Raw genomic sequence first — 25,727 nt, 5'->3', positions numbered from 1 at the left:
GGGGGCAGGGCCGGTGAGCGGCCCTGCCTCAGCTCTGGTTGAAGAACCCGTCCTCCCGGCGCGAGGCCGGCTCACCGCTGATGATCTCCGTGTTGGCGGGGGAGAGCAGGAAGACCCGGTTGGACACCCGGTCGATCGAGCCCCGGAGACCGAAGATCAGCCCGGCCGCGAAGTCGACGACCCGCTTGGCGTCGCCGGCCTCCATGGCCGTGAGGTTCACGATGACCGGCACACCCTCGCGGAACAGCTCGCCGATCGCGCGGGCGTCCCGGAAGCTGTCCGGGGTGACCGTGCCGATCCGGCGGCCCTTCTCCTCGGCGGTGTCCGAGGCCACCTTGACCCGGGGGTCGGTGACCCAGGCATCCCCGGGCTGCTCGGTCCCTTCGGAGTAGTCGTCGTCGTAGTAGCGCTCGTCATCGTTGTCGTCGACGAGGCCAAGCCAGGCACTCGCCTTGCGTACCGATCCCATGGACGCCTCCTCTCACAGCGGTCTTTCATGCTTCCGCATCCCTATGGTCGTCCATGATGCGGATGGCGCGCCAAGTGGATAGACGCCGCGCGGGGGGTTTGTGACGCTACTGGTGCAGAGCCAATACGTCGAGAGCCCAAGTGTGCCAAGGGCCGTAGCACGCACGGCTGCTGACTGTGAGTGAAATATGATTGTTCCGGGCGTATGGGTGATGATCGGTGCGTCCGGGTGAACGGGCGGCAGGTGGCGAACCGACAATCGGCTGATATGACAGTGCAGCTCAGCGTCCTTGCTGCCCTGACGTACTGTCAGTTCTTCAGCTCCGGCGGGGAGATCCGCGATGTGTCGATCGCCGACGCCGTCGTGCCCCACTTCTTCAGAATCCGGTCGTATGTGCCGTCGGTGATCAGTTTGTCCACAGCCGCCTGGAACGCGGGTGCCAGTTCGGTGCCCTTCTTGAAGGCGAATCCGACGTCGAGACGGTGGTACTCGTTGAGGAACTTCAGGCCCGGCTGGTGGGCGACGGCGTAGCGGAGGCCGTTGATCGTGGACATCACGACATCGCTGCGGCCCTGCTGTACGGACGACCAGATGGCGCTCTGCTCGCCGTAGGTCTGCACGCTGTACGCCTTCTCGCCGGCGTCGGTGCAGACCTTCTTGTTCTCCTCCAGGGTCGCCTCGAAGGTGGTGCCCGCGCCGGTCGCGACGTTCAGGCCGCACAGCTGCCGGAGATCGGTGATCTTCGACAGCTTGCTGTCCGTGCGGGTGGCGAAGCCCTGGCCGTCGTTGATGTAGGTGACGAAGTCGATGGCCTTGCGGCGCTCGTCGGTCACCCCGAAGTTGGCGGCGCCGAAGTCGTACTTGCCGCTGTCCAGGGCGGGCAGGATCGCCTCAAAACTGGCCTGCTCGATCTTGAGCCCGATCCCCAGTACCTTCGCCACGGCCTTGGTGAAGTCGACGTCCTGGCCGGTCAGGGTCTTGCCGTCGGAGAGATAGGCGGTGCCGGGCGGGGTGCCGCCGACCGTGACCGCGACGGTGAGGCCGGTGACGCCCGGGGGCAGCAGCCGGGCGGCCGTGGCGTTCTTCCGGATCGCTGAGACGACGTCCGTGGTGGGGATCGCGTTGCTCTCGGCGGCCACACCCTGGGTGCCGCCGGACCCCGACGAGCCGCCGGAGCCGGAACCGCAGGCGGTGAGGGACAGGGCCGTGGTCGAGGCTATCGCAATAAAGTAGGCAAATTGCTTATAACGGGCATGGGTGGGCGTACGCATCGTCGAGCGGTCTCCTGGGTCAGCAGGCGTGCGGAACGCGAGGGGAGGGGTGCACGTGTGAAGGCGAAGCGAGGAGCGCGAGGGGGAACGCGAAGAGCCCCCGCCGACGGCGGGGCGCGCAGGGGGTCAGCTCAACAGGAACAGGACCACACGCGACCGAAGTCGATGTGGGAGCGGGTGACCAGCCACTGCTGTGGATGCATGGGCCAAGTGGAGCAGGTCTCCGGTTCCCCGTCAACTGACTTGAGACGCGCCGCCCACACTCTGGACACCCTTGACAGAGAGGGGAAACGGCCCCGTACAGTCGACGGACGGCCCTGCTGAGGGGCTCGGCCGTAAGAGCGCCGCACAGCGGCGTTCCGTGTGAAGGAACCCACCGCACCACCGTGTGCGCGTCCACCGTGTTCGATTGATCCGTCACGGAGCCTTCGCATGTCATCCGACACCCTCGCCAAAGCCCCCGCCACCCCTGACATACCCGAGCCCGCTGACGTCCTGAGAATCGTCCCGCGGCGCCGGTACGGGCAGTGGACGGCCGCCGTCGCTGTGCTCGTCCTGCTCGGGCTCGCCGTCGACTCGGTCCTGCGCAACAAGGCGTTCCAGTGGGACGTCGTCGCCGACTACTTCACCTCGGACTCCGTGCTGCGCGGACTGTGGCTCACCGTGTGGCTGACCGCCGTGGTGATGGTCCTCGGCTTCGCACTCGGCACCCTGCTCGCCGCGTTCCGGCTCTCCGGCAACCCCGTGCTGCGGGCGGTGAGCTGGGGATACGTCTGGCTGTTCCGGTCGATCCCGATCCTGGTCCAGCTGCTGCTGTGGTTCAACATCGGCGCGCTGTACCCGCAGGTGCTGGGCGTCCGGACGGTCGACCTGCTCAGCCCGGTCGCCGTCGCGATCGTCGGCCTCACCCTGCACGAGGCCGCCTACGCCGCCGAGGTGGTCCGCGGCGGCCTCCTCTCCGTCGACCGCGGCCAGATCGAGGCCGCGAACGCGCTCGGTCTGAGCCGGTGGCGGCGCCGGCGGCGGATCGTGCTGCCGCAGGCGATGCGCGCGATCGTGCCGCCGGCCGGCAACATGCTGATCGGCACCCTCAAGGGCACCTCGATCGTCAGCGTCATCGCCGTCAACGACCTGCTGTTCTCGGCGCAGTTGATCTACCACCAGACCTACCAGGTCATCCCGCTGCTGATGGTGGCCACCCTCTGGTACACCGTCGTCACCTCGGTGCTCGGCATCGGCCAGTACTACGTCGAGAAGCACTACGCGCGCGGCACGGAGACGGCCCGATGAGGCCCCAGCTGGTGATCGTGGGGGCCGGGCCGCGGGGGACCGGGCTCCTTGACCGCATCGCCGCCAACGCGCCGGAGCTGTACGCCGGTTCGGGCCTCGACATCCATCTGGTCGACCCGCATCCGCCGGGCGCCGGACGCATCTGGCGGGCCGCCCAGTCGCCGCTGCTGTGGATGAACTCGCACGCCGAGGACGTCACCATGTTCACGGACGAGACGGTGCGGATGACCGGCCCGGTACGGGAGGGGCCGACCCTGCACGAGTGGGCGGGCCTGGACGGCCGCACCTTCGCCGACCGGCAGATCCAGGGCCGGTATCTGCGGCACGTCTACGACCGCGCCGTCGCCGACCTGCCCGACGGCGTCACGGTGCACTACCACCCCCGCCGAGCCCTGCGGGTGAGCGGGCCGCGCGAGGGACGCCAGCAGGTCTGGCTGGAGGGCCGCCCGCGTCTGCTCCTCGCCGACCTCGTCGTACTCGCCCTCGGCCACCTGGACGCCGAACTCGACCCCGAACAGGCCGCCTTCGCCGCGTACGCCGACACGCACGGCCTGGTCCACCTGCCGCCGGACTTCACCGCCGACAGCGACCTGTCCGCACTGCGGCCCGCGGAGCCGGTGCTGGTACGGGGGTTCGGGCTCGCCTTCGTCGACCTGATGGTGCTGCTCACGGAGGGGCGGGGCGGGCGGTACGACGGTGACACCTATGTGCCGTCCGGGCGGGAGCCGGTGCTCCACGTCGGGTCGCGGCGCGGAGTGCCGTACCACTCGAAGATCGGATACGACTGGACCGGCGAACGCCCGCCGCTGCCCCGCTTCTTCGGACCCGGTGAGGTCGACCGGCTGCTCGCCCGGCCGGGGGGTTTCGACTTCCGGCGGGACGTGTGGCCGCTGGTGACGAAGGAGCTGGGCTTCGCCCACTACCACCGGCTGTTCACCATCCACCCCGAGCGGACGGCCGTCGCCTGGCGGGACTTCGAGGAGAAGTACGCCGCCGCCGAGGGCGACGCCGAAGTGCGGGCGCTGCTGGCGGCCGCCGTGCCGGACCCGGCCGACCGGCTGGATCTCGCGGCGCTGGACCGTCCGCTGGACGGAGTGCGGTACGGGTCGCACCAGGAGTTCCAGGAGGGTCTGCGGGCTTACATCGAGGGCGACCTGAGCCGTCGTCATGACCCGGGGTACAGCCCCGATCTGGCGGTGTTCCTCGGACTGCTCTCCGTCTACGGGCAGCTGGTGCGGCTCGGGGACATCGGGTCCTGGTGGCACGGCTTCTTCAGCTATCTCGCCTCCGGGCCGCCCGGGCCCCGGCTGCGGCAGATGCTCGCGCTGTCCCGGGCCGGGGTGCTGAAGTTCGTCGGCGCCGGCATGACGGTGGCGGCGCGGGACGGGGTGTTCCGGGCGTCCGCGGACACCGTGCCCGGGTTCTTCGTCGAGGCGCGGGCGCTGGTCGAGGCGCGGCTGCCGGAACCGACCGTGGGGCGGGCCCGGGACGCGCTGCTGCGTGAGCTCCAGGGCGACGGGGCCGCCGAGACACCCGACGGGCTGCTCAGGGTGGACCCCGCCGACGGGCGGATCCTCGACGGGGGCGGGCGGCCGCATCCCCGGAGATTCGCGCTCGGGCCGTTCACGGACGGCCGGACGCCCGGAGCGTTCACCCGGCCGCGCACCGGAGGGCCCGCGTTCCGGCAGAACGACGCCACGGCGCGGGCGGCGCTGTCCTTCCTGCGGGACCTGACGGGCCGGGCCGCCGCCTAGTCCGCCCCACCACTCATCCAGAGGGATTCACTCCATGAGCGTCATGGTCGACATCAGGTCCGTGCACAAGAGGTTCGGCACGCTGGAGGTGCTCAAGGGCATCGACCTCCAGGTGCGGGCCGGTGAGGTCGCCGTCGTCCTCGGGCCCTCCGGGTCCGGCAAGTCGACGCTGCTGCGCACCATCAACCACCTGGAGAAGGTGGACCAGGGGGTGATCAGCGTGGACGGCACGCTGATCGGCTACCGGCGCTCCGGGGACAGGCTGTACGAGCTGCCCGAGCGGGAGGTGCTGAAGCAGCGGACCCGGATCGGGTTCGTGTTCCAGAACTTCCATCTCTTTCCGCACCTCACCGTGGTGGAGAACATTGTCGAGGCGCCGGTCGCCGCATTGGGACGGCCGCGTGCGGAGGCCGTGGCGAGCGCCCGGCGGCTGCTGGAGCGGGTGGGGCTCGCCGAGAAGGCCGACGCCTACCCGCGGCAGCTCTCCGGCGGTCAGCAACAGCGAGTGGCGATCGCGCGGGCGCTGGCGCTGGAGCCGAAACTGCTGCTGTTCGACGAGCCGACGTCCGCGCTCGATCCCGAGCTGGTGGGTGAAGTCCTGGACGTCATCAGGGACTTGGCCCGGCAGGGGACCACGATGATCGTCGTGACCCATGAGATCGGGTTCGCCCGGGAGGTGGCCGACACGGTCGTCTTCATGGCCGACGGACGGGTCGTGGAGGCGGGACCGCCGACGGAGGTGCTGGACGCTCCGCGGGAGGAGCGGACGCGGGCATTTCTGTCGAAGGTGCTGTGAATCGATGAGCGGCTCGGGCGTGCGGCCCCGCCGGGCCTCGCCGTCGTGGCCGAGCGCCGTCGCAACAGGCCCTGGCGGAGACGTCCGGGTGCCCAGGGGAGAGGGTGGTTTCTCATGACCGGCTCGTACGGCCGGGGGCTGCTGCATCTGGCCGCCGCCGTGGATCAGGTCGGCGTGTCCGACGCGGAGCGCTATGCCGAGTTGGCGCGACTCGCCGAGAGCGGGGGCCTGGACTTCGTGACGCTCGACGGCCGGTTCGGGTGGGCGGAGACCGACGCGCTCGCCGTGCTGTCGCAGGTGGCCCCGGCGACCCGGCGGATCGGGCTGGTGCCGCTGGTGGCCGCCCCGCAGACCGCCCTCGACCACCTCGACCAGGTCAGCCGGGGCCGGGCCGGCTGGTGGAGCGACGCGCCGGGGCCCGCACAGGGGCATCCGGTCCGGGTGGCCGATGCCACCGAGGGGCCCTCCCGCCAGGCCGCCGCCCGGTACGCCGATGTCGTCCTGGTGCGTGCCGCGAGCTCCGCGCAGGCCGCCGCCGTACGCGATGAACTCCGTGATCGGGCAAGGGAGTTCGGACGGGAGCCGGACGCGCTGCGGGTGCTGGTGAGTCTGGTGGTGGATCTGGGGGACGGGGAGCGCGCGGCCGAGCCGGGACACGGTGGCGGCGGGCCCCGGCAGACCGTGCAGGGCCCGCTGTACCGGGGCGGTCCGGTGGACCTCGCGGAGCTTATCGCCGGCTGGCACGGCGAGGGCGCCACCGACGGCTTCCACCTCGTCCCCGCCGAACCGCGCCGCGATCTGGAGCGGCTGGTCAACGGCACCGTGGCGCTGCTCCAGCACCGCGGTCTTTTCCGCACCTTCTACCCGGGCAGCACCCTGTGCGAGCACCTGGGCCTCGCCCGGGCCGCCGGCCAGTTCGCGGCGCCCTGAAACAATCCGGGCTCCCGGCTGTTATGGACGAGTTGAGTGTATGTGAGGGAAATAATATGGATCATGCCAAGAGCTGTGGAAGGGCTGATCGTATGACTACGGACGCGTCCGACGAATGGAAGCGCTGGCACGAGCACCGCGTGGAGACCGTGTCGGCGTCCGGCTTCCCGGTATCCCCGGCGTCTGGGCGGTGGACGGCGACACCGCGCTGCTCACCGCGACGGAGACCGACGGCCTGGCCGTGGACGGCGAGCCCTTCGCCGGTGACATCCGGCTCGCCGCCGACCGCGAAAGGTGGGTCCGGGTCGCGCTCGGCGAGCGCCGGCTGGTCGTGCTGATCCGCGAAGGTGTCTGGGGCGTACGGGACTACGACCCGGCCGCCGTGACACGCCGCACCTTCCTGGGCGTCGACGCCACCGCCTACGACCCGCGCTGGTCGGTGCCGGGCCGTTTCACGCCGTACGACGACGACCGGCGCACCGTCCGCGTCGGAACCGCGGACGGAGTGGAGCGCGCGCTCGTGGTCGCCGGGGAACTCGCCTTCACGCTGGCGGGCGAGGACCTGACGCTCCAGGTCGCCGAGCAGGCCGACGGCCGGCTGTGGGCGGTGTTCGCCGACGCCACCGGCGGGGTCAGCAGCTACCGGTTCAGGTTCCTCTATTCGGCCGTCCCGGGCGCCGACGGCTCCACCACCGTCGACTTCAACCGGGCACAGCTGCCGCCGTGCGCCTTCGCGGACCACTTCATCTGCCCCTTCCCGCCACCGGGGAACAGGCTGAATCTCGCCGTGGAGAGCGGGGAGTGTATAGCGACCTGATCCTTTCGCCGGAATTGCGACCCGGCGTCAACTCACCCGGACCACGACGAGATCACACAAAGTCGGCAGGGTTCGAACACAGTCGCACGGCCGAAAGGCACTCTTGCGGATACCGGTCGTTCGCCCGAATACTCCCCCTCAGCGCTTGTCAGGGACATTGCGTGTTCGAAATCCGAGCATCACCCTGGCTGCGCCTCACGGGCCCCGACCCCACGCGGGCCCCCAACTTCCCCTGGGAGGGAACGAAAAGTGAGGATCAAGCGCACCACCCCCCGCAGCGGCATCGCGAGACGGACCCGGCTGATCGCCGTCGGTACCGGTTTCCTGGCCGCGGCAGCGTTCGCCGTCCCCACTGCGAACGCGAGTGACGTTCACACCTTCAGCACCACCGAACTGAAGGCCGCGAACAGCTCCGTTCTGAAGGCGGACGTCCCCGGCACCGCCTGGGCCGTGGACAGCAAGACCAACCGTGTCGTCGTCACCGTCGACAACACCGTCTCCAAGGCCGAGATCGCCAAGATCAAGCGGCAGGCGGGCGCCAACGCCGGCGCGCTCACCATCAAGCACACCAACGGCACCTTCAAGAAGCTGATCACCGGCGGCGACGCCATCTACGGCGGCGGCTACCGCTGCTCGCTCGGCTTCAACGTCCACAGCGGGAGCACGTACTACTTCCTGACCGCCGGGCACTGCGGCCAGGTGGCCTCGACCTGGTACAGCAACTCCAGCCAGACCACGGTCCTGGGCACCAACGTCAGCTACAGCTTCCCGACGAACGACTTCGCGCTGGTCCGCTACACCAACAGCTCGGTCGCCCACCCGAGCACGGTCGGCAGCCAGACCATCTCCAGCGCGGCCACGCCGAGCGTCGGCACCACGGTCTACCGTCGCGGCTCGACCACCGGCACCCACAGCGGCCGGGTCACCGCGCTCAACGCCACCGTCAACTACGGCGGCGGCGACGTCGTCTACGGCATGATCCAGACCACGGTCTGCGCCGAGGGCGGCGACAGCGGCGGCCCGCTCTACGCGGGTACCGTGGCCTACGGCCTGACGTCGGGCGGCAGCGGCAACTGCACCTCCGGCGGTACGACCTTCTTCCAGCCGGTCACCGAGGCGCTGAGCTACTACGGCGTGAGCGTCGGCTGACGATCCTCCGCAACGGTTTTCAGTGGACCCCCGTACGCAACCGGCGTGCGGGGGCTCCCCTTTGCCTCGGTGATGGAGTTACCGTCGAAGGACCGTAGGAGTCACCCCCTGGGGGCCGGCATGGTCGAGGCGCTGGTGGCGGCCGGAGCCGCTCTCGTGTCCGTCGGAGCGGTCTACGCGTTGGCCGCGGCACGGGTCGTCAGACAGTACGAGCGAGGCGTGGTGTTCCGCCTGGGCCGGCTCCGACCGCACGTGCGCGAGCCAGGGTTCACCATGATCGTCCCGTTCGTGGACCGGCTCCAGAAGGTCAACATGCAGATCGTCACGATGCCGGTGCCCGCGCAGGAGGGCATCACCCGGGACAATGTGACCGTCCGCGTCGACGCCGTCGTCTACTTCAAGGTGACCGCGCCCGCCGAGGCGGTCGTCCGGGTCGAGGACTACCGTTTCGCGGTCTCGCAGATGGCCCAGACCTCGCTGCGGTCCATCATCGGCAAGAGCGAGCTGGACGACCTGCTGTCGAACCGTGAAAAGCTGAACCAGGGTCTTGAGCTGATGATCGACAGCCCGGCCGTGGAGTGGGGCGTCACCATCGACCGTGTCGAGATCAAGGACGTCTCGCTGCCCGAGACCATGAAGCGGTCCATGGCCCGGCAGGCCGAGGCCGACCGGGAGCGCCGGGCCCGGGTCATCAACGCCGACGCCGAACTGCAGGCCTCCAAGAAGCTCGCGGAGGCGGCGAAGGAGATGTCGGAGCAACCCGCCGCGCTTCAGCTCCGGCTGCTGCAGACGGTGGTGGCGGTCGCCGCCGAGAAGAACTCGACCCTGGTGCTGCCGTTCCCGGTGGAACTGCTGCGGTTCCTGGAGCGGGCCCAGCAGCAACTGCCGCCGGGGGCCGCCGGGTCCGGGGTGAACAGGGCTGAAGGCGAGCCTGGAGAGACGAATTCAGGCCAGGGGTAAACGTCACTCTCCGGCGACGGCTACTCGCCCGTAGTGTTTGCAGTGCGAACCCTCCTGGGGTGACTGTGAACGGCTCGGGCACAGGGGGCGCACAACATCCGCGCACGCGCGTCCTGAAGTCGACCTTGTGTGCTCCCTGTGGGTCTCGGAATAGTAGGCGCCCGTCAACCAGCCTTCCGGCCCCCTAGGTCCCCACACCCTTACGGGCCGACCCCCCACAGGAGGACGTGAGTTGAAGCACCGACGCATACCCAGGCGCCGGGCGGCCATCGCCGGCGCGGGGATAGCCGCGCTCGTCGCCGCCGGAGTGACCTTCCAGAGTGCGAACGCCAGCGAGCCCACCAAGGCCGCCCTACCGCAGATCCTGTCCGTGCCGGCGGCCGGAAAGCTCGCCTCGACGCTCGCCGCCGACCTGGGCACCGACGCGGCGGGCACGTACTACGACGCCAAGACGAAGAACCTCGTCGTCAACGTGCTCGACGACAGCGCCGCGCAGACCGTCGAGGCGGCCGGGGCCAGGGCGAGACTCGTCGCCAACTCCCTCGCCGAGCTCGACGGCGCGCGGACCGCGCTCAAGAAGGACGCCACCATCCCCGGCACCTCGTGGGCGACCGACCCGGTCACCAACAAGGTCGTCGTCACCGCCGACAAGACGGTGGCCGGGGCCGAGCTGACCAAGCTCACCAAGGTGGTCGACGGGCTCGGTGAGAAGGCCGAACTCCGGCACTCGAAGGGGGAGTTCAAGCCCTTCATCGCCGGTGGTGACGCGATCAGCGGATCGGGCGGGCGCTGCTCGCTCGGCTTCAACGTGGTCAAGGGCGGCGAGCCGTACTTCCTGACCGCCGGGCACTGCACCGACGCCATCTCCACCTGGTCGGACTCCTCCGGCAACGTGATCGGCCAGAACGCCCAGTCCAGCTTCCCGGGCAACGACTTCGGTCTGGTCAAGTACACCTCCGCGGTGGACCACCCGAGCGAGGTCGACCTCTACGACGGCTCCACCCAGACGATCACCGGTGCGGCCGAGGCGACCGTGGGCATGAAGGTGACCCGCAGCGGCTCCACGACCCAGGTCCACGACGGCACGGTCACCGGTCTCAACGCCACCGTGAACTACTCGCAGGGCACGGTGAGCGGGCTCATCCAGACCGATGTGTGCGCCGAGCCGGGCGACAGCGGCGGCTCGCTCTTCTCGGGCAGCAACGCGATCGGCCTGACCTCGGGCGGCAGCGGCGACTGCACCTCCGGCGGGGAGACGTTCTTCCAGCCGGTGACGGAGGCGCTGTCGGCCACCGGTACCCAGATCGGCTGACGCACGCCGGATTCCCCCGAGATGCCCAGAGATGCCCCGCCCCGTCCAAGGGGCGGGGCATCTTCACGCCGTGAGCCAAGCAGCGTCAGCCGGGCTGGCTGTGTTTGTGCAGGGCGGCGCTCGCTCGGAATCGGACGCGGCCGCACCGATCCGTCACTTCCCGCGGTGCGTCGTCCGGGCAGCAGCAGTGCTGCGCCGGCCACCGAAGGTCCTCCGGTGCCGGCCAGAGGGCCGCGCGGCCTTGGGCGGCCTTTTCCTGCGGATCGGTGGGGACGGCGTCGGGCATGTGAGTCAGCCTGTCCAGATCTGTCGTGTTCACGACATGACAGCCGGTTGGCGAGGGGTGGGCGTGAAGGGCCGTTCGTCGCCGGACGGCCGGGCGGCGGAGTGGCACCGGCGCGACCGTGTCGACGGGTCCCTGGCATGCCTCGCGACCCGGGGTGTCGGGTGTTTCCGCAGGTGAGGGGCGCTCGAATGGGAGTCGTACGGATGTTCGAGAATAGAGGTATGGTGGGGGTGAGGAAGTTGGGAACTGGTGTTCGATATGGCTCGCGGCGAGATCTGCGGCAGAGCTGTTCGGCAGCCCTTCGGGGCTCATGAGTGCGGGAGGTGCGGATGTCGGGCTTCACGCATCTGCACACCGTCTCCGGCTACTCCCTGCGCTACGGCGCCTCGCATCCGGAGCGGCTCGCCGAGCGCGCCTCCGAGCGGGGCATGGAGGCCGTTGCCCTCACCGACCGCGACACCCTCGCCGGCACCGTCCGCTTCGCCAAGGCCGCCGCGCAGACCGGGGTCCGCCCGCTCTTCGGGGTGAACCTCGCGACCGTCCCGGCGGAGGCGCCACGGCGGGAGAAACGCCGTGTCCCGGTCCGCGGCGGTGCCTTCATCGACGAGTCGACACCTCGTGTCACCTACCTCGCCCGCGAGGGCGCCCGGGGCTGGGCCGACCTGTGCCGGCTGGTCACCACCGCCCACAGGGCGGAGGGGCCGCCCCTGCTGCTCTGGCCCGACAACCACGGCGACGGCCTGACCGTGCTGCTCGGGCCCGCCTCCGACGTCGGCCGCGCCCTGGCCGCGGGGCGCCCGGACCGCGCCGCGAAACTCCTCGCCCCCTGGCGCGAGGTCTACGGCGACGCCCTCCGCCTGGAAGCCGTCTGGCACGGCCGCAAGGGAACCGGACCCGGCTCCCTGCGCTTGGCCGCCCGTACCGTCGGCTTCGCCGCCGAGCAGCGGATCCGCCCGGTGCTCAGCAACGCCGTCCGGTACGCCGACCCCGGCCAGGGCCCGGTCGCCGACGTCCTGGACGCGGCTCGCCGGCTGGTCCCGATCGACCCGGCGAAGGAACTGGATTCCGGGGAGGCCTGGCTCAAGGACGCGGGCGCCATGTTCAAGGCGGCCGAGCGGATCGTGGAGGCCGCCGGCTACCGGCGCGACACCGCCCACCGGCTCCTCGAACAGACCCGGGCGACGGCCGCCGAGTGCCTGGTCGACCCCGAGGACGACCTCGGCATCGGCACCGTCCACTTCCCCGAACCGCACCTCGTCGGCGCCGGCCACCGTACCGCCCAGCGGGCGCTGGCCTCGCGGGCGGCGGCCGGGATGGTGCTGCACGGCCATGCCGGGAAGCGCGCGTACTGGGAGCGGATGCACCACGAGCTGGACATCATCGCCCATCACGGCTTCGCCTCCTACTTCCTGACGGTCGCCCAGGTCGTGGAAGACGTGAAGAAGATGGGTATCCGGGTGGCGGCGCGTGGCTCCGGCGCGGGCTCCCTGGTCAACCACCTCCTCGGCATCGCCAACGCCGACCCCGTCGAGCACGGGCTGCTGATGGAGCGGTTCCTGTCCAAGGAGCGGGTCGTGCTGCCCGACATCGACATCGACGTGGAGTCCGCGCGCCGCCTGGAGGTCTACCGCGCGATCATCGGCCGGTTCGGCGAGGAGCGGGTCGCGACCGTCTCCATGCCGGAGACCTACCGGGTCCGGCACGCCGTCCGGGACGTGGGCGCGGCCCTGTCCATGGACCCGGCCGACATCGACCGCATTGCCAAGTCCTTCCCGCACATCCGGGCCCGCGACGCCCGCGCCGCGCTGGAGGAGCTGCCCGAACTCAGGCAACTGGCGGGGGAGAAGGAGCGGTACGGCCGGCTCTGGGAGCTGGTCGAGGGGCTCGACGCCCTGCCGCGCGGAATCGCCATGCACCCGTGCGGGGTGCTGCTGTCCGACGCCTCGCTGCTCTCCCGTACGCCGGTCGTGCCGACCAGCGGGGAGGGGCTGCCCATGTCGCAGTTCGACAAGGAGGACGTGGAGGACCTCGGGCTGCTCAAGCTCGATGTGCTGGGCGTGCGGATGCAGTCGGCGATGGCGCACGCGGTCGCCGAGGTGGAGCGGGCCACCGGGGAGCGGATCGACCTGGACGCGGTGGCACCGGGCGATCCGCCGACGTATCGGCTCATCCAGTCCACCGAGACGCTGGGCTGCTTCCAGATCGAGTCGCCGGGCCAGCGGGACCTGGTCGGGCGGCTGCAGCCGGCCTCCTTCCACGACCTGGTCGTCGACATCTCGCTGTTCCGGCCGGGGCCGGTCGCCGCCGACATGGTGCGGCCGTTCATCGAGGCGCGGCACGGGCGGGCGCCGATCCGCTATCCGCACGAGGACCTGGAGGAGCCGCTGAAGGGGACGTACGGGGTCGTCGTCTTCCATGAGCAGATCATCGACATCGTCGCCATCATGACCGGCTGCGGGCGGGGCGAGGCCGACCGGGTGCGGCGCGGGCTCTCCGACCCGGAGTCGCAGGGGCGGATCAAGGTGTGGTTCGCCCAGCACGCGACGGCCCGCGGCTATGACGCGGAAACGATTCAGCGGACCTGGGAGATCGTCGAGGCCTTCGGTTCGTACGGCTTCTGCAAGGCGCACGCGGTGGCGTTCGCCGTACCGACGTACCAGTCGGCGTGGCTGAAGGCGCATCACCCGGCCGCCTTCTACGCCGGGTTGCTCACGCACGATCCCGGGATGTATCCCAAGCGGCTGCTGCTGGCGGACGCGCGGCGGCGGGGGGTGCCGATCCTGCCGTTGGACGTGAACCGGTCGGCGGTCGGACACCGTATCGAACTGGTGTCTGAGAATCCTTCGGTGTGGGGACTCCGGCTCGCCCTCTCCGACGTGCACGGCATCAGCGAGGCCGAGGCGGCGCGGATCGCGGACGGGCAGCCGTACGCCTCGCTGCTGGACTTCTGGGAGCGGGCGCGCCCGAGCCGGCCGCTGGCCCAAAGGCTGGCACAGGTCGGTGCGTTGGACGCCTTCGGCGCCAACCGCCGTGATCTGCAACTCCACCTGACCGAGCTGCACCGGGGCGCCCGGGGCGCCGGCGGCGGCCAACTCCCGCTGGCGGGAGGCCGGAAGACCGCCTCCGCCGGCCTGCCCGACCTGTCCTCCGCCGAAAAGCTCAGTGCCGAACTCGGTGTGCTGTCCATGGACGCCTCGCGCAATCTGATGGACGACCACCGGGTCTTCCTCAAGGAACTGGGCGTGGTGTCGGCGCGGCGGCTGCGCGAGACCCGGCACGGGGAGACGGTGCTGGTGGCCGGGGCCAAGGCGGCCACCCAGACCCCGCCGATCCGGTCCGGCAAGCGGGTGATCTTCACCACCCTGGACGACGGCACCGGCCTGGTCGACCTGGCCTTCTTCGACGACTCGCACGACGCCTGCGCGCACACCGTCTTCCACTCCTGGCTGCTGCTGGTGCGCGGGGTGGTGCAGCGGCGCGGCCCGCGCAGCCTCAGCGTGGTCGGCTCGGCCGCCTGGAACCTCGCCGAACTCGTCGAACTGCGCGCCGAGGGCGGCCTGGACGAGGTGGCGGCGCGGCTGGCGGAACCGGTGCCGATGCCGGAAGGGGCGCCGAGCGGGGATCCGACGCACGGTCGTCGTATCCATCTGCCGACCGGATACGAACTGCACCCGTGGGCCGATCTGCGGCCTGCGGGTGGGGAGGTCTCACAAGGGCCTTCCACGACACGGAAGTTGTGGCATCAGAGTCCGGGGAGTGCGGGATGACCATCCTCTGCGTACGTTTCCAGCTGCCGCCGATGTACGAGGCCGCCCTGCCCGGGCTGCTCGGCCTCCTTGAGGAGTTCACCCCGGTCGTCGAGGCGCTGCCGCCGGACGGGGCGCTGGCCGATCTGCGGGGTGCCCAGCGCTACTTCGGGCGCGGTGCCGTCGAGTTGGCGGCGGTGATCCGGGTCCGGGCGCTCGCGCTGTACGGCGTCGACTGCGTGATCGGCGCCGGGCCCGGCCCGATGCTGGCCCGGGTGGCGCTGGGCGCGGCCCGGCCCGGCGTGACCTGCGAGGTCCCCGGCGACCCGGAGGGCATCGCGGAGTTCCTCGCCGACCGGCCGGTGACCGCGCTGCCCGGTGTCGGTACGGCCACGGCCCGCACCCTGTGCGAGTACGGCCTCGACACCCTTGGCCTGGTCGCCGCCGCACCGCTCTCCACGCTCCAGCGGCTGATCGGCGCGAAGGCGGGCCGCGAACTGCGGGAGAAGGCGAACGGCATCGACCGCGGCCGGGTCGTCCCGAACTCCGTCTCCCGCTCGCTGGCCACGGAACGCCCCTTCGAACGCGACGAGTTGGACCCGAACCGCCACCGCCGTGCACTGCTCTCCGCCGCCGAGGAACTGGGCGCCCGGCTGCGCGCCCTGGAGAAGGTCTGCGGCACCCTGACCCTCACCGTCCGCTACGCCGACCGCTCGTCGACGACCCGCAGCCGCACCCTCAAGGAGCCGACCGCGCACTCGTCGGCGCTGGCCGGGACGGCGTACGGCATGTACGACGCCCTTGGCCTGCAGCGCGCCCGGGTCCGTGCGCTCGTGCTGCGCGCCGAGGGGCTCACCCCCGCCGAACAGGCCTCCCACCAGCTGACCTTCGACCCCGTCGACGAGAAGGTCCGCCGTATCGAGGAGGTCGCGGACCGCGTGCGGGCGAAGTTCGGCCCGCGCGCGGTGATGCCGGGCACGCTGGCCGCGTAACGCTCTTTTCGTATACGTCAGTTGGCCCATGGCGGCACGATCCGCGTGCCGTCGGCCAGCTCGGCCTCCAGGCCGATGGACGTGGTGACCCAGGAGAGCGCGGTGTGGCCGGTCGGGTTCTCGACGGCGAAGGTGGCGCCGGGGGTGACGATGACGGTGTCGCCGGCGCGGATGCGGTCGGTGCGGCCGTCGAGGGTGATCACGAGTTCCCCGACGAGCAGGTGGAAGATCTCCTCCCTGGTGACCGTGTGGGCGGGGGCTGTGGTCCCGGCGGGGATCTCACCGCGCCACGCGCACAGCTCCTTGCTGCCGGTGCGGGGAGTGGCGTACGAGACGAAGCGGGCGCCGTGGATCTCGTGGGTGGTGGCCTCGGCGGAGCGGACGACGGGCATGGCTGCCTCCGGTCGATATGGTCAAGTTACTTGACTACTTGGGCTATGGTCAAGCTGCTTGACCATTCCGTCAAGGGTGTTTCAATGCCACCGTGCAGAACTCCGAGGCCATGGCCCTCTCCGCAGCCCTGCTCGCCGCGGCCGGTGAGCTGACCCAGCGCATCCATGAGGGGGTCGTCGCCCGCGGCTTCGAGGGGCTCAGGCCCGCCCATGGCTTCGCCTTCGCGCGACTCGCCCCGGACGGAGCGACCGTCACCGAACTCGCCGCACATCTCGGGGTGACCAAGCAGGCGGCGAGTCAGCTTGTCGACGAAGTCGTACGCAAGGGGTATGCCGAGCGGCGGGCGCATCCCGAGGACGCGCGGGCCCGGCTGGTCGTGCTCACCGAGCGGGGATGGGCGTGCACGCGCGCGGCGGAGGAGGCGGCCGCGGAGGTCGTGCGGGGTTGGGGCGATGTGCTGGGGGAGGGTGAAGTGCGCGTGTTGCGGGACAGTTTGGCGCGTATCGCCCCCTATGGTCCCCTCAGGCCCAGCTGGTGACATCCCGTCAGGCGAGTGCTGCGCGACCGGTTACCCGGAAGTTTTACCGACGCGTAACTTCACGGTTGCACTACTCGTCCGTAACTTGATGGGTGAACAGCATCCTCGTGATCCGGATCACAGGGCGTAAGGCCGTCGCAACTCCCTTGAGCCGCAAGGAGATCACACGATGCTGCCCTGGAAACGAGCGCTCAGACCCCTGACCGCACTGCTCTTCGCCGCCGCCGTCGCCACCGTTCCCGCCGCCACCGCCCACGCGTCGAGCGCCCCCAGCACCGGCTGGAACGACTATTCCTGCCGCCCCTCCGCCGCCCATCCCCGTCCCGTGATCCTGGTCCACGGCACACTGGGCAACTCCGTCGACAACTGGCTCTCCCTCGCCCCGTACCTGGAGGGCCGCGGCTACTGCGTCTTCTCCCTCGACTACGGCCAACTGAACGGCGTCCCCGTCTTCCACGGTCTCGGACCCATCGACAAGTCGGCACAGCAACTCTCCGCCTACGTCGACAAAGTGCTCAGCGCGACCGGCGCCGCCAAGGCCGACCTCGTCGGCCACTCCCAGGGCGGCATGATGCCCCGCTACTACCTCAGGTTCCTCGGCGGCGCCGCCAAGGTGAACGCCCTCGTCGGCCTCGCCCCCGACAACCACGGCGCCACCCTCAGCGGCCTCACCAACCTGCTGCCGTACTTCCCCGGCGCCGAGGACCTGATCACGGCCGCCACGCCCGGCCTCGCCGACCAGATCCCCGGCTCCGCCTTCCTCACCAAGCTCAACTCGGGCGGCGACACCGTCCCCGGCGTGCACTACACGGTCATCGCCACCAAGTACGACGAGGTGGCCACCCCCTGGCAGAGCCAGTACCTGAGCGGCTCCGGCGTCGACAACGTCCTGCTCCAGGACCTGTGCCCGCTCGACCTCTCCGAGCACGTGGCGATCGGGATCTTCGACCGGATCGCCTTCCACGAGGTGGCCAACGCGCTCGACCCGGCGCACGCCACCGCCACCACCTGTGCGTCGGCGTTCAGCTGACCGGCCCGCCCAACTGAACGCCGCCGGGGCCTGTCCGGCCTGAGCCGCCGGTCAGGCCCCGGAGCCATGAGGGATCAGCGGCGGTGCGCCCGCCGCCGGACGGACATGAAGAGCGCGCCGGAGCCCAGTGCCAGGGCGGCCGCCCCGCCGACCGCGAGATACGGCGTACTGCCGCTGCCACCGGTCTCCGCGAGGACCGTCTCCGAACCTCCGTCCGCCGCAGGTGCGTTGGCCACCGGGCTGCTCGGCTGGGCCGACGTAGTGGTGTCGTCGTCTCCGTGACCGTGGTGCTCGATCGTCGACTTGCCGGTACCGGCGGCGATCTGCTCGTCGGTGGGGGAGGAGGCGGTCGGGGCCGGGGAAGCGCCGGTTGTCGTACCGGTACGGGTGCTGCCGCCGCCGAAGTCCACGTCCGAGCAGGAGTAGAAGGCCTCCGGGCTGTCCGAGCGCTGCCAGACCGCGTACAACAACTGGCGGCCGGTGCGCTCCGGGAGCGTCCCGGAGAACGTGTAGAAGCCACCGGATGCCACCGGGTCGGTGGCCGTTGCCACGGGGTGGACGAGATCCAGGTCGGACCAGGCCGGCGGCTTGGCCGGGTCGTAACCGGCCTTGGTGAGGTAGACCTTGAAGGTGCCCTTGTGCGGCGCGGTCACCCGGTACTTGAAGGTGTACGACCCGCTGCCGACGTTCGTCGCCGGCCAGTCGGCGCGGGCCAGGTCGAGGCCCTTGAACTCGTCGTTGTTCGCGCTGCACAGCTTGCCGTCCGGGATCAGTGACTGGTGCTGCCCGTTCGCGTCGCCGATACGGATGCCGTTCCAGTCGTAGAGGGCCTGCGTGCCACCGGCCGCGACCGCCGCCTGGCACGCCGCCGAGGTGGGGCTCTCCGGGTTCTCCGCGTAGCACTGGGCGACCCGGCTGACCGGGTCGCCCATCGTGCCGTGCGCGGACGCGGGCGCGGCGGCGAACGCGACCGCTCCCACACCGAGCGCGACGGCGACGGCGGCCTTACGGCGTGTTGCGAACATGCGGGAACTCCTCGGAACGGTCCTCGGGGCGGGCTCGGTCCCGCCAGGCTGAATCCCGTGGGGGCGATCAGAAAGCTAGCCCCAAGAAACCGTGGAATCGCCTGCTGGGAGCGGGCGAAGGAGATCCTTATGGTCGCCTTAAGGGAGTGCTCAGACTGCGCTGAGGAAGCTAGCGTTCCCGCCATGGCGAACGATGAGATCCGGCCCGCCCGGGCCGCCGACGTACCGGCCGTGAAGGCCGTGACCGACATGGCGTACCACCACTACATCGCACGCATAGGGGTGGTGCCGCAGCCCATGGAGGCGGACCACACGGCGAACGTGGCCGCGGGCAGGGTGTTCGTCGTCGGGGAGCCGGTCAGCGGGCTCGTCGTCATCGAGGCCCATGACGATCGTCTGTTCCTCGACAGCATCGCCGTCCACCCCGACGCGCGTGGACAGGGGGTGGGACGGCGGCTGCTGGAGTTCGTGGACGCACGCGCGCGTGCGCTCGGCCTGCCCGAGGTCAGGCTCTATACCAACGCGCTGATGTGGGAGAACCAGGAGTTCTACCCGAAGTACGGCTACGAAGTCGTCGGGCGGCGTGTGGACGGGCCGTACGACCGTGTCCATTACCGCAAGCGGCTGGGCTGAAGGACGCGGGGACGGCCGCGGTCAGCCGTCCGGCCACCAGGTGCGTGCGATGTCCTTCCGCACCTCGGGGCGTCCGGCGGGGCGCTCGTCGGCCTCCTCGCGGATCCGGCGGCTGTCCGTCTTCTTCAGGGGCTTCTGCACGGTTGCGCGGCGCATGGCTGCCTCCTTCAGTGCCTACCGAGTTCCGTGTTGTCACGGAGGTAGACCCTTTCGGTGAGAGTTCCTCATCGGTGCCGGTCTGTCAGTGGCCGCTGTCACATGGACCGAGTGTCAGTGGCGGGTGTCACGATGGGGGGCATGACGAACCACAGTGATCGGACCGTTGCGGTGAGTGTCGACTGGGATGCGCAGGCCGCGACCTTCGACACCGAGCCGGATCACGGGCTGGGCTCGCCCGAGGTGCGCGCGGCCTGGGCGGAGCGACTGCGGACATGGCTGCCCGGACGCCCCGCCGACCTCCTCGACCTCGGCTGCGGCACCGGCAGCCTGGCCCTCCTCGCCGCCGAGCAGGGCCACCGGATCACCGGGGTCGACAGCTCCCCGGCGATGGTGGAGCGGGCCCGCGCCAAGCTCGCCGGCCGTGACGCGGTGTTCCTCCTCGGCGACGCGGCGGCGCCACCGGTGGGGGAGCGGCTCTTCGACACCGTGCTCGTACGGCATGTGCTGTGGGCGCTGCCCGACCCCGCACGCGTGCTGCGGCACTGGCGCGGCCTGCTGCGGCCCGGTGGACGGTTCGTGCTGGTGGAGGGGGTGTGGGGGACCGTGGCCCCGGTCGGCATACCCGCCGATCGGCTCACCGCCCTGCTGGCGCCGCTCGCCGCGGACGTGCACGTGGAGCGGCTGTCGGAGCAGCCGCTGCTGTGGGGCAAGGAGGTGAGCGACGAGCGGTACGCGGTGGTGGCGACCGTGTGAGCGGCGCGGCTGTATCGATATGCGGCTTCGCCGCGTGACCGTCAGGACAGCAGGGCCTCGAAACCGCCCTCGCGGGCCAGCCTCTCCAGTGTGTCGAGCGCCGTCACGGCGGCTGCGGCGGCCGCCGGGTCCCGCTCCGCCAGCCCGCTCTCGGCGAACTCGTCCTCGTCCAGCCGGCGTACGTCCGTGCCGTCGGCGGACCGCCACAGGTCCAGGTCGAGGTCCTCGACGACCAGCGCGCCGCCGGTGAGCGTCGCGGGGCGGGTGATGTCGCAGTACCAGCCCTTCGTCGTGCCGTCGGCGGCGCGGACCTCCTTGACCGCGTACCAGCGGTCGCGCCAGTAGAACTCGGTGAAGACATCGCCCTGCTCGAAACGGACGAAGCCGAAGTCGCGGGGCGTGTCACCGGCCCACGGCGCGCGTACGGCGATCCGGGTGCCGTCGTCGTGCAGCAGCTCGGCGGGGTAACGGATCTTCGTGCGGCCCGCCTTGACCAGGACGACGTCCACCGTGGTCGTCGGCTCAGCCGAGTTCGCGGACATACCTGACCTCCGTCGCGCAGATGTCGTACCCGAACCACTTGTTGATCGCCAGCATCGGGCCGTTGCCGCTGTCGTTGCCCGTGAGCGCCTCCGTGCAGCCGGCGGCGCGGGCGCGGTGCAGGGAGGCGTTCTTGGCGAGCTTCGCCAGGCCCCGGCCGCGGAAGCCCCGGGCGGTGCCGGTCATGACAGTGCCGTAGCGGGTGCCGCCGTCGGTCCGCGCCGCGCTGAACGCGGCCGGGCGGCCGTCCACCAGGACGACCGAGGTCAGCTCCCGGCTGAACAGCGGATGCCGCCAGGTCCCGTCCAGCCAGGCCTCGTAGTCGGCGAACTCGGTGTCGATGTCGCTCGGTTCGTCCAGGGTCGTCTCCGCGTCCAGGGTGAAGAGGGGGCGCGGGTCGTCGGCGAAATCGGCGGCGGAGCGAAGCTCGACGCCGGGCGGGGGAGTCCGGAGCGGGGGGAGTGTGCCGTGCGCGAGGTCGAGGCGGAGGAAGTGGGCGGAGCGGCTCGCCGTGTAACCGCGGCGTTCGGCGAAGGCTCGGTTGGACGGGGCGTCCAGGACCCAGGCGTACGACGTGGTCGCGCCGGATTCCGACAGGTGCGCCTCCGCCGTACGGACGAGGAGGGTGCCGGCGCCCCGGCCGGTGCGCTCCGGATGGACGTACACGTTGGCGAAGCCCTGGCCCGGCTCCGTGCTCTCGTGGGCGAGGCCGACCTGGGCCGTGCCGATGATCTCGCCGTCCTCCTCCGCGATCAGCTGACGGAAGCGGGCGTCGGGGTGGGTGTGCGTCAGGTCGTGGAGCAGGGACTCCGGGGTGAACAGCAGGTAGGGGAGGGCGAGCTGCCGGACCCTGGCGAAGCCTTCGGCGTCCGACCGGGCGTCGGGGCGCAGATCGCGCACGATCACTGTCATGGGCGCACGCTATGCGGGGTGAGGGGGGGGATGCCTCTCATTTTCCGGCGGATACGGGAGAATCGGGCCGTGACTCTGAAGATCCGCATCGATGACAGCGCGCCGCCGTACGAGCAGGTAAGGGCGCAGATCTCCGAACAGGCGCGGGGCGGGGTGCTGCCGGTGGGGTACCGCCTGCCGACGGTGCGCGGACTGGCCGAGTCGCTGGGGCTGGCGGTGAACACGGTGGCCAAGGCGTACCGGGCGCTGGAGACGGACGGGGTGATCGAGACGCGGGGCCGCAACGGGACGTTCGTCGCCGCCGCCGGGTCGGCCGCCGAGCGTGAGGCGTCGTCGGCCGCGCAGGCGTACGTGGAGCGGGTGCGCCGACTGGGGCTGGGGGAGAAGGAGGCGCTGGCCGCGGTACGGGATGCCCTGCGGGCGGCTTATGGGCAGTAGGAGTTGTCGGGCTTCGGCTGAGCAGGACGTGGGCGGAGGGGTCAGCCGCTGGCGCTCAGTGCCGCTGTTCGTGTCACCGGTAGCCCCGCCCTCTCCGCGATCCTCCCGAACGCCACCGCGTCCCGAACCGCCGCTCCGCCCGGGTCGTTGTTGAAGTACGTGTAGACGTCGGCCTTCTTGGGGTACGTGGTGGCGATACGGCCGGCCCAGGTCTCCAGGGAGCGACGGCCGTAGCGGGGCCAGGGAGTGGCTCGGCCCTGGTGGAAGCGGACGTAGGCCCAGTCGGTGGTGCGCCACAGGGGGGTCATGGGGCGGGCCTGGATGTCGGCCCAGCAGAGCGCCGCGGCCCGGGACTCCAGGACCTTGCGGGTCTCCCGCGTCCACCATGAGTCATGGCGGGGTTCCACCGCCACCCTCGTACCGCGCGGGAAGCACGCCAGGCAGGCGTCCAGCAGGGGCGGGTCGGCCTTCAGGGTCGGTGGGAGCTGGAGGAGGACCGGGCCCAGCCGGTCGCCCAGGCCCGCCGCGTGGGTCATCAGGCGGTCGACCGGCTCCTCAGGATCCTTCAGGCGTTTGATGTGCGTGAGATAGCGGCTCGCCTTGACCGCGATCACGAAGTCCGCGGGGACCCGGTCCCGCCAGGACTCGAAGTTCTCGCGGCTCGGCAGCCGGTAGAACGCGTTGTTCAGCTCAACGGTCGTGAAGTGTTCCGCGTACACCTCCAGCCACGAGCGCATGGGCACGTCGGCCGGGTACAGGACGTTCCGCCAGTCCTTGTACTGCCAGCCCGAGGTTCCGATGAACAGGGGCATACCCCCATCAAAGCACTACAGGTACAGGCCCGCGTCCGAGCCCTCCCGGGCCCCCGGCACCGACGTCGGCGCCGTGCCCCGGCGCAGCGCGTACAGCTCCGCCAGGCTCGCCCCGTCGCGGCCCACGCCCTCTTCCGTACCGAGCCAGTTCACCGCCTCGCGGTGGGTCAGCGGGCCCACTTGGATACGGGCGAGGCAGCGGCCGGGGCGGACGACGGCGGGATGCAGACGCTCCAGGTCCTCGTTGGTGGTGACGCCGACCAGGACGTTACGGCCCTGGCCGAGCAGCCCGTCGGTGAGGTTCAGCAGCCTCGACAGGGCCTGCCCCGCCGTGTGCTTGGCCTCGCCGCGGATCAGCTCGTCGCAGTCCTCCAGCAGCAGCAGCCGCCACCGTCCCTTGCCGGCGCCGTCCTCCTCGCCGATCGCGATGTCCATCAGATAGCCGACGTCGGAGAAGAGCCGTTCGGGGTCGAGGACACAGTCCACCTGGCACCAGTCCCGCCAGGAACGGGCGAGCGTGCGCAGGGCGGAGGTCTTGCCGGTGCCGGGCGGGCCGTGCAGCAGCAGGAGACGGCCGGCGATGTCCTCCGGGGTCGTCTTCATCAGGTGGTCCATCGCGTCCGCCACCGGTGCCGTGTAGTTGGCGCGTACCTCGTCCCAGGTGCCGGCGGAGATCTGCCGGGTGGTGCGGTGCGGGCCGCGCCTGGGGGAGACGTACCAGAAGCCCATCGTCACGTTGTCCGGCTGGGGTTCCGGCTCGTCCGCCGCGCCGTCCGTCGCCTCGTTCAGCACCTGCGCGGCCAGCTCGGCGCTGGTCGCGGTGACGGTGACGTCCGCGCCCCGGTTCCAGCGGGAGACCAGCAGCGTCCAGCCGTCGCCCTCCGCGAGCGTCGCGCTGCGGTCGTCGTCGCGGGCCACCCGCAGCACCCGCGCCTCCTTCGGCAGCAGGGTCGCCCCGGTGCGCACCCGGTCGATGTTGGCCGCGTGCGAGTACGGCTGCTCGCCCGTCGCGAAGCGGCCGAGGAACAGCGCGTCGACGACGTCGGACGGTGAGTCGGAGTCGTCGACGTTGAGCCGGATCGGCAGCGACTCGTGCGGCTTGGCAGACATGCCGCCATGATCCGCCACCGGCGCCCGCCGCGCACCCGTTTTCCGAAGTGGGCGGAGAGTGCCGGATGTGCGCCGAGCTTCCGGAGTGTCCGGAGTGCCCCCCGCCCCTGTTACACAGCTGTCGATCCCCGATACCTGCCCCCGGGACGATTTCCGCCATTAGTGTGTCCTTGATGAGACGGCATGGGTGGAATTCGGGGGCTCGGCGGTGGCGGCTCACCGCCCTGCTCGGTGTGGGCGTGGCCGCTCTCGCCCTGATCGTGACACTGATCAACACGCTTCCCGGGGGCGGCGGCAGCACCGCGGGCACGACCCGCGACGGCGACAAGGTGCACGGCACCCCGGCCACCCCGCCCGACTCGACGGAGCCGTATGTCGGCTGGGGCTTCACCCACACCCAGTACAGCGCCGACGAGGGCAGTGCGACCGCCACCGGCCGGGTCGAGAACATGCTGGCCAAGGACGGCGGGCTGCCTCAGGACCAGGCCGTCATGGGCTGGGGCGCCGACAACCCCGAGCCGGTGCAGGGGCGTTACGACTTCGGCGCCCTCGACCGCCGGGTCGACTTCATGCGCAGGTCCGGCGGCACCCCGGTGATCACCCTGTGCTGCTCGCCGGACTGGATGAAGGGCGGCAAGGCCGGTGTGAACAACACCGACTGGAGCCAGGCCGCCCTGGAGACCGCCCCCACCCCCGACCACTACCAGGACTACGCGAACCTCGCCGCGACCGTCGCCAGGCGCTACCCCGATGTACGGCACTTCGTCGTCTGGAACGAGTTCAAGGGCTTCTGGAACAACGACAAGGCGCGCTGGGACTACGAGGGCTATACCCAGCTCTACAACCTGGTCTACAAGGCGTTGAAGGCCGTCGACAAGGACATCATGGTCGGCGGGCCGTATCTCGTCATGGACAGCTTCGACCCGCGCCAGACCGAGAACGCCTCCACCACCCTCAAGGGCGCCTGGGGCGTGCTGGACCAGCGGGTCATCGATGCCTTCGGCTACTGGAACACCCACAGGGCCGGCGCCGACTTCGTGGTCGTCGACGGGTCCAGCTACACCAACGACGACGACATGCTGCCGAACGAGTTCGCGGCCACCGAAAAGCTGACGTACGTCAGCGAGTGGGTACGGCAGCAGACGCACGACCTGCCGCTGTGGTGGGCCGAGTACTACGTGGAGCCCGCCGACGGCAACGACGAACGCAACGGCTGGACCGAACCGCACCGGGTCGCCGTCCAGGCCACCGGCATGATCGCCCTGGTGAAAGGCGGCGCCGACTCCGGCTTCTACTGGAACCCGGAGGACGAGAAGGGCGGCGACTGCGCCGGCTGTCTGTGGACCACGACCGACAGCGCCGGAGGCGGACGGCGACTACCCATGTACGACCTGGTGTCGAGGTTCGGGAAGGCGTTCTCGCCGGGGACCGGGTACGAGACGGTCTCCGTCGCGAAGGACGACGTGCCCAACGTGCGTGTCCTCGCGAGCGACAGGACCGTCCTCGTCGTCAACACCCTCGGCCGGACGATCAGCGCGCAGGTGGACGGGAAGCAGTTCGACATGAAGGGGTACGAGGTCAAGTGGCTCACCAGGTCAGCCACTTGACCCCT

The 25,727-nt window shown here is 70.7% G+C and carries 24 protein-coding genes and 1 pseudogene; 16 read left to right on the top strand and 9 right to left on the bottom strand.

The window, feature by feature from the left end; translation table 11 throughout:
- Positions 1 to 28: 28 nt before the first annotated feature.
- Positions 29 to 469: a cell division protein SepF gene (locus tag ABZ396_RS13875; protein ID WP_358915565.1), complete on the bottom strand. Its 441-nt coding sequence runs from the start codon at positions 467 to 469 to the stop codon at positions 29 to 31.
- 308 nt (positions 470 to 777) lie between these two features.
- Positions 778 to 1,740: an ABC transporter substrate-binding protein gene (locus ABZ396_RS13870; protein ID WP_358915563.1), complete on the bottom strand. Its 963-nt coding sequence runs from the start codon at positions 1,738 to 1,740 to the stop codon at positions 778 to 780.
- 432 nt (positions 1,741 to 2,172) lie between these two features.
- Here ABZ396_RS13870 and ABZ396_RS13865 point away from each other — a divergent pair, with 432 nt between their 5' ends.
- The 10 genes and pseudogenes from ABZ396_RS13865 to ABZ396_RS13820 all read left to right on the top strand — a co-directional run bounded on the left by ABZ396_RS13865 (position 2,173) and on the right by ABZ396_RS13820 (position 15,772).
- The gene (locus ABZ396_RS13865) at positions 2,173 to 3,030 is read left to right on the top strand and encodes an amino acid ABC transporter permease (protein WP_358915561.1); all 858 of its coding nucleotides are present in this window, start codon (positions 2,173 to 2,175) and stop codon (positions 3,028 to 3,030) included.
- Positions 3,027 to 4,784, top strand: coding sequence for an FAD/NAD(P)-binding protein (locus ABZ396_RS13860; protein WP_358915560.1), 1,758 nt, complete (start codon positions 3,027 to 3,029; stop codon positions 4,782 to 4,784). Before ABZ396_RS13865 ends, ABZ396_RS13860 begins: the two co-directional genes overlap by 4 nt.
- Before the next feature lie 34 nt (positions 4,785 to 4,818).
- On the top strand, positions 4,819 to 5,580 hold the full coding sequence (locus ABZ396_RS13855) for an amino acid ABC transporter ATP-binding protein (RefSeq protein ID WP_358915558.1): 762 nt from the start codon (positions 4,819 to 4,821) through the stop codon (positions 5,578 to 5,580).
- A gap of 114 nt (positions 5,581 to 5,694) precedes the next feature.
- The gene (locus ABZ396_RS13850) at positions 5,695 to 6,510 is read left to right on the top strand and encodes an LLM class flavin-dependent oxidoreductase (protein WP_358915556.1); all 816 of its coding nucleotides are present in this window, start codon (positions 5,695 to 5,697) and stop codon (positions 6,508 to 6,510) included.
- Between the two features lie 92 nt (positions 6,511 to 6,602).
- Positions 6,603 to 7,327 (top strand): annotated as a pseudogene (locus tag ABZ396_RS13845) (DUF1684 domain-containing protein).
- A 249-nt stretch (positions 7,328 to 7,576) separates the two neighbouring features.
- Positions 7,577 to 8,476, top strand: a complete 900-nt coding sequence (locus ABZ396_RS13840; protein ID WP_358915554.1) for a S1 family peptidase — start codon at positions 7,577 to 7,579, stop codon at positions 8,474 to 8,476.
- A gap of 120 nt (positions 8,477 to 8,596) precedes the next feature.
- A complete protein-coding gene (locus tag ABZ396_RS13835; protein WP_358915552.1) occupies positions 8,597 to 9,436 on the top strand; it encodes a slipin family protein in 840 nt (279 codons plus the stop codon).
- Positions 9,437 to 9,668: 232 nt separating this feature from the next.
- Entirely contained in the window at positions 9,669 to 10,748 is a 1,080-nt protein-coding gene (locus ABZ396_RS13830) for a S1 family peptidase (protein ID WP_358915550.1), read from the top strand.
- A gap of 615 nt (positions 10,749 to 11,363) precedes the next feature.
- The gene (locus tag ABZ396_RS13825) at positions 11,364 to 14,801 is read left to right on the top strand and encodes a DNA polymerase III subunit alpha (RefSeq protein ID WP_358915548.1); all 3,438 of its coding nucleotides are present in this window, start codon (positions 11,364 to 11,366) and stop codon (positions 14,799 to 14,801) included.
- Positions 14,798 to 15,772 carry a hypothetical protein gene (locus ABZ396_RS13820; RefSeq protein WP_358915547.1) on the top strand — a complete coding sequence of 325 codons (975 nt, stop codon included), beginning with the start codon at positions 14,798 to 14,800 and terminating at the stop codon, positions 15,770 to 15,772. Before ABZ396_RS13825 ends, ABZ396_RS13820 begins: the two co-directional genes overlap by 4 nt.
- A 17-nt stretch (positions 15,773 to 15,789) precedes the next feature.
- On the opposite strand, the gene ABZ396_RS13815 is transcribed toward ABZ396_RS13820, so the two are convergent.
- Entirely contained in the window at positions 15,790 to 16,164 is a 375-nt protein-coding gene (locus ABZ396_RS13815) for a cupin domain-containing protein (RefSeq protein WP_358915545.1), read from the bottom strand.
- A 92-nt stretch (positions 16,165 to 16,256) separates the two neighbouring features.
- On the opposite strand from ABZ396_RS13815, the gene ABZ396_RS13810 reads away from it, so the two are divergent.
- Entirely contained in the window at positions 16,257 to 16,703 is a 447-nt protein-coding gene (locus tag ABZ396_RS13810; protein ID WP_358915543.1) for a MarR family winged helix-turn-helix transcriptional regulator, read from the top strand.
- A gap of 169 nt (positions 16,704 to 16,872) precedes the next feature.
- Positions 16,873 to 17,733: an alpha/beta fold hydrolase gene (locus tag ABZ396_RS13805; RefSeq protein WP_358915541.1), complete on the top strand. Its 861-nt coding sequence runs from the start codon at positions 16,873 to 16,875 to the stop codon at positions 17,731 to 17,733.
- 74 nt (positions 17,734 to 17,807) lie between these two features.
- Here ABZ396_RS13805 and ABZ396_RS13800 read toward each other — a convergent pair whose 3' ends face one another.
- On the bottom strand, positions 17,808 to 18,758 hold the full coding sequence (locus tag ABZ396_RS13800) for a lytic polysaccharide monooxygenase (RefSeq protein WP_358915539.1): 951 nt from the start codon (positions 18,756 to 18,758) through the stop codon (positions 17,808 to 17,810).
- A gap of 183 nt (positions 18,759 to 18,941) precedes the next feature.
- Here ABZ396_RS13800 and ABZ396_RS13795 point away from each other — a divergent pair, with 183 nt between their 5' ends.
- The gene (locus ABZ396_RS13795) at positions 18,942 to 19,391 is read left to right on the top strand and encodes an N-acetyltransferase (protein WP_358915537.1); all 450 of its coding nucleotides are present in this window, start codon (positions 18,942 to 18,944) and stop codon (positions 19,389 to 19,391) included.
- Between the two features lie 21 nt (positions 19,392 to 19,412).
- Here ABZ396_RS13795 and ABZ396_RS13790 read toward each other — a convergent pair whose 3' ends face one another.
- Positions 19,413 to 19,547, bottom strand: a complete 135-nt coding sequence (locus tag ABZ396_RS13790) for a hypothetical protein (protein ID WP_352220125.1) — start codon at positions 19,545 to 19,547, stop codon at positions 19,413 to 19,415.
- A gap of 141 nt (positions 19,548 to 19,688) precedes the next feature.
- Between ABZ396_RS13790 and ABZ396_RS13785 the strand changes: the two genes are divergently transcribed.
- Positions 19,689 to 20,303 (top strand): class I SAM-dependent methyltransferase, encoded by a 615-nt coding sequence (locus ABZ396_RS13785; protein ID WP_358915535.1) that lies wholly within the window; start codon positions 19,689 to 19,691, stop codon positions 20,301 to 20,303.
- A gap of 41 nt (positions 20,304 to 20,344) precedes the next feature.
- Here ABZ396_RS13785 and ABZ396_RS13780 read toward each other — a convergent pair whose 3' ends face one another.
- Entirely contained in the window at positions 20,345 to 20,845 is a 501-nt protein-coding gene (locus tag ABZ396_RS13780; RefSeq protein ID WP_358915533.1) for a DUF402 domain-containing protein, read from the bottom strand.
- Positions 20,826 to 21,755: a GNAT family N-acetyltransferase gene (locus ABZ396_RS13775; RefSeq protein ID WP_358915531.1), complete on the bottom strand. Its 930-nt coding sequence runs from the start codon at positions 21,753 to 21,755 to the stop codon at positions 20,826 to 20,828. Before ABZ396_RS13775 ends, ABZ396_RS13780 begins: the two co-directional genes overlap by 20 nt.
- A 69-nt stretch (positions 21,756 to 21,824) precedes the next feature.
- Here ABZ396_RS13775 and ABZ396_RS13770 point away from each other — a divergent pair, with 69 nt between their 5' ends.
- The gene (locus ABZ396_RS13770) at positions 21,825 to 22,193 is read left to right on the top strand and encodes a GntR family transcriptional regulator (RefSeq protein WP_358915529.1); all 369 of its coding nucleotides are present in this window, start codon (positions 21,825 to 21,827) and stop codon (positions 22,191 to 22,193) included.
- 41 nt (positions 22,194 to 22,234) lie between these two features.
- Here the strand turns inward: ABZ396_RS13770 and ABZ396_RS13765 are convergent, their stop codons facing one another.
- Both ABZ396_RS13765 and ABZ396_RS13760 read right to left on the bottom strand, forming a co-directional pair.
- Positions 22,235 to 23,005: a DUF72 domain-containing protein gene (locus tag ABZ396_RS13765; protein ID WP_358915527.1), complete on the bottom strand. Its 771-nt coding sequence runs from the start codon at positions 23,003 to 23,005 to the stop codon at positions 22,235 to 22,237.
- Between the two features lie 15 nt (positions 23,006 to 23,020).
- Entirely contained in the window at positions 23,021 to 24,115 is a 1,095-nt protein-coding gene (locus ABZ396_RS13760) for a DUF5925 domain-containing protein (protein WP_358915525.1), read from the bottom strand.
- A gap of 173 nt (positions 24,116 to 24,288) precedes the next feature.
- On the opposite strand from ABZ396_RS13760, the gene ABZ396_RS13755 reads away from it, so the two are divergent.
- Positions 24,289 to 25,722, top strand: a complete 1,434-nt coding sequence (locus ABZ396_RS13755) for a xylan 1,4-beta-xylosidase (RefSeq protein WP_358915523.1) — start codon at positions 24,289 to 24,291, stop codon at positions 25,720 to 25,722.
- The last annotated feature ends 5 nt before the right edge of the window (positions 25,723 to 25,727 follow it).

Source organism: Streptomyces sp. NPDC005866, assembly GCF_040629895.1.
Taxonomy (GTDB): Bacteria; Actinomycetota; Actinomycetes; order Streptomycetales; family Streptomycetaceae; genus Streptomyces.
This window is presented reverse-complemented; position numbering and strand designations above follow the sequence as displayed.

Bases quoted from the DNA above. Each gene is read 5' to 3' on its own strand.
- ABZ396_RS13865 (WP_358915561.1), top strand. From the start codon at position 2,173: ATGTCATCCGACACCCTCGCCAAAGCCCCCGCCACCCCTGACATACCC.
- ABZ396_RS13875 (WP_358915565.1), bottom strand. From the start codon at position 469: ATGGGATCGGTACGCAAGGCGAGTGCCTGGCTTGGCCTCGTCGACGAC.
- ABZ396_RS13800 (WP_358915539.1), bottom strand. From the start codon at position 18,758: ATGTTCGCAACACGCCGTAAGGCCGCCGTCGCCGTCGCGCTCGGTGTG.
- ABZ396_RS13870 (WP_358915563.1), bottom strand. From the start codon at position 1,740: ATGCGTACGCCCACCCATGCCCGTTATAAGCAATTTGCCTACTTTATT.
- ABZ396_RS13775 (WP_358915531.1), bottom strand. From the start codon at position 21,755: ATGACAGTGATCGTGCGCGATCTGCGCCCCGACGCCCGGTCGGACGCC.
- ABZ396_RS13765 (WP_358915527.1), bottom strand. From the start codon at position 23,005: ATGCCCCTGTTCATCGGAACCTCGGGCTGGCAGTACAAGGACTGGCGG.
- ABZ396_RS13825 (WP_358915548.1), top strand. From the start codon at position 11,364: ATGTCGGGCTTCACGCATCTGCACACCGTCTCCGGCTACTCCCTGCGC.
- ABZ396_RS13790 (WP_352220125.1), bottom strand. From the start codon at position 19,547: ATGCGCCGCGCAACCGTGCAGAAGCCCCTGAAGAAGACGGACAGCCGC.
- ABZ396_RS13755 (WP_358915523.1), top strand. From the start codon at position 24,289: ATGAGACGGCATGGGTGGAATTCGGGGGCTCGGCGGTGGCGGCTCACC.
- ABZ396_RS13785 (WP_358915535.1), top strand. From the start codon at position 19,689: ATGACGAACCACAGTGATCGGACCGTTGCGGTGAGTGTCGACTGGGAT.
- ABZ396_RS13820 (WP_358915547.1), top strand. From the start codon at position 14,798: ATGACCATCCTCTGCGTACGTTTCCAGCTGCCGCCGATGTACGAGGCC.
- ABZ396_RS13780 (WP_358915533.1), bottom strand. From the start codon at position 20,845: ATGTCCGCGAACTCGGCTGAGCCGACGACCACGGTGGACGTCGTCCTG.
- ABZ396_RS13860 (WP_358915560.1), top strand. From the start codon at position 3,027: ATGAGGCCCCAGCTGGTGATCGTGGGGGCCGGGCCGCGGGGGACCGGG.
- ABZ396_RS13850 (WP_358915556.1), top strand. From the start codon at position 5,695: ATGACCGGCTCGTACGGCCGGGGGCTGCTGCATCTGGCCGCCGCCGTG.
- ABZ396_RS13855 (WP_358915558.1), top strand. From the start codon at position 4,819: ATGAGCGTCATGGTCGACATCAGGTCCGTGCACAAGAGGTTCGGCACG.
- ABZ396_RS13760 (WP_358915525.1), bottom strand. From the start codon at position 24,115: ATGTCTGCCAAGCCGCACGAGTCGCTGCCGATCCGGCTCAACGTCGAC.
- ABZ396_RS13795 (WP_358915537.1), top strand. From the start codon at position 18,942: ATGGCGAACGATGAGATCCGGCCCGCCCGGGCCGCCGACGTACCGGCC.
- ABZ396_RS13815 (WP_358915545.1), bottom strand. From the start codon at position 16,164: ATGCCCGTCGTCCGCTCCGCCGAGGCCACCACCCACGAGATCCACGGC.
- ABZ396_RS13805 (WP_358915541.1), top strand. From the start codon at position 16,873: ATGCTGCCCTGGAAACGAGCGCTCAGACCCCTGACCGCACTGCTCTTC.
- ABZ396_RS13835 (WP_358915552.1), top strand. From the start codon at position 8,597: ATGGTCGAGGCGCTGGTGGCGGCCGGAGCCGCTCTCGTGTCCGTCGGA.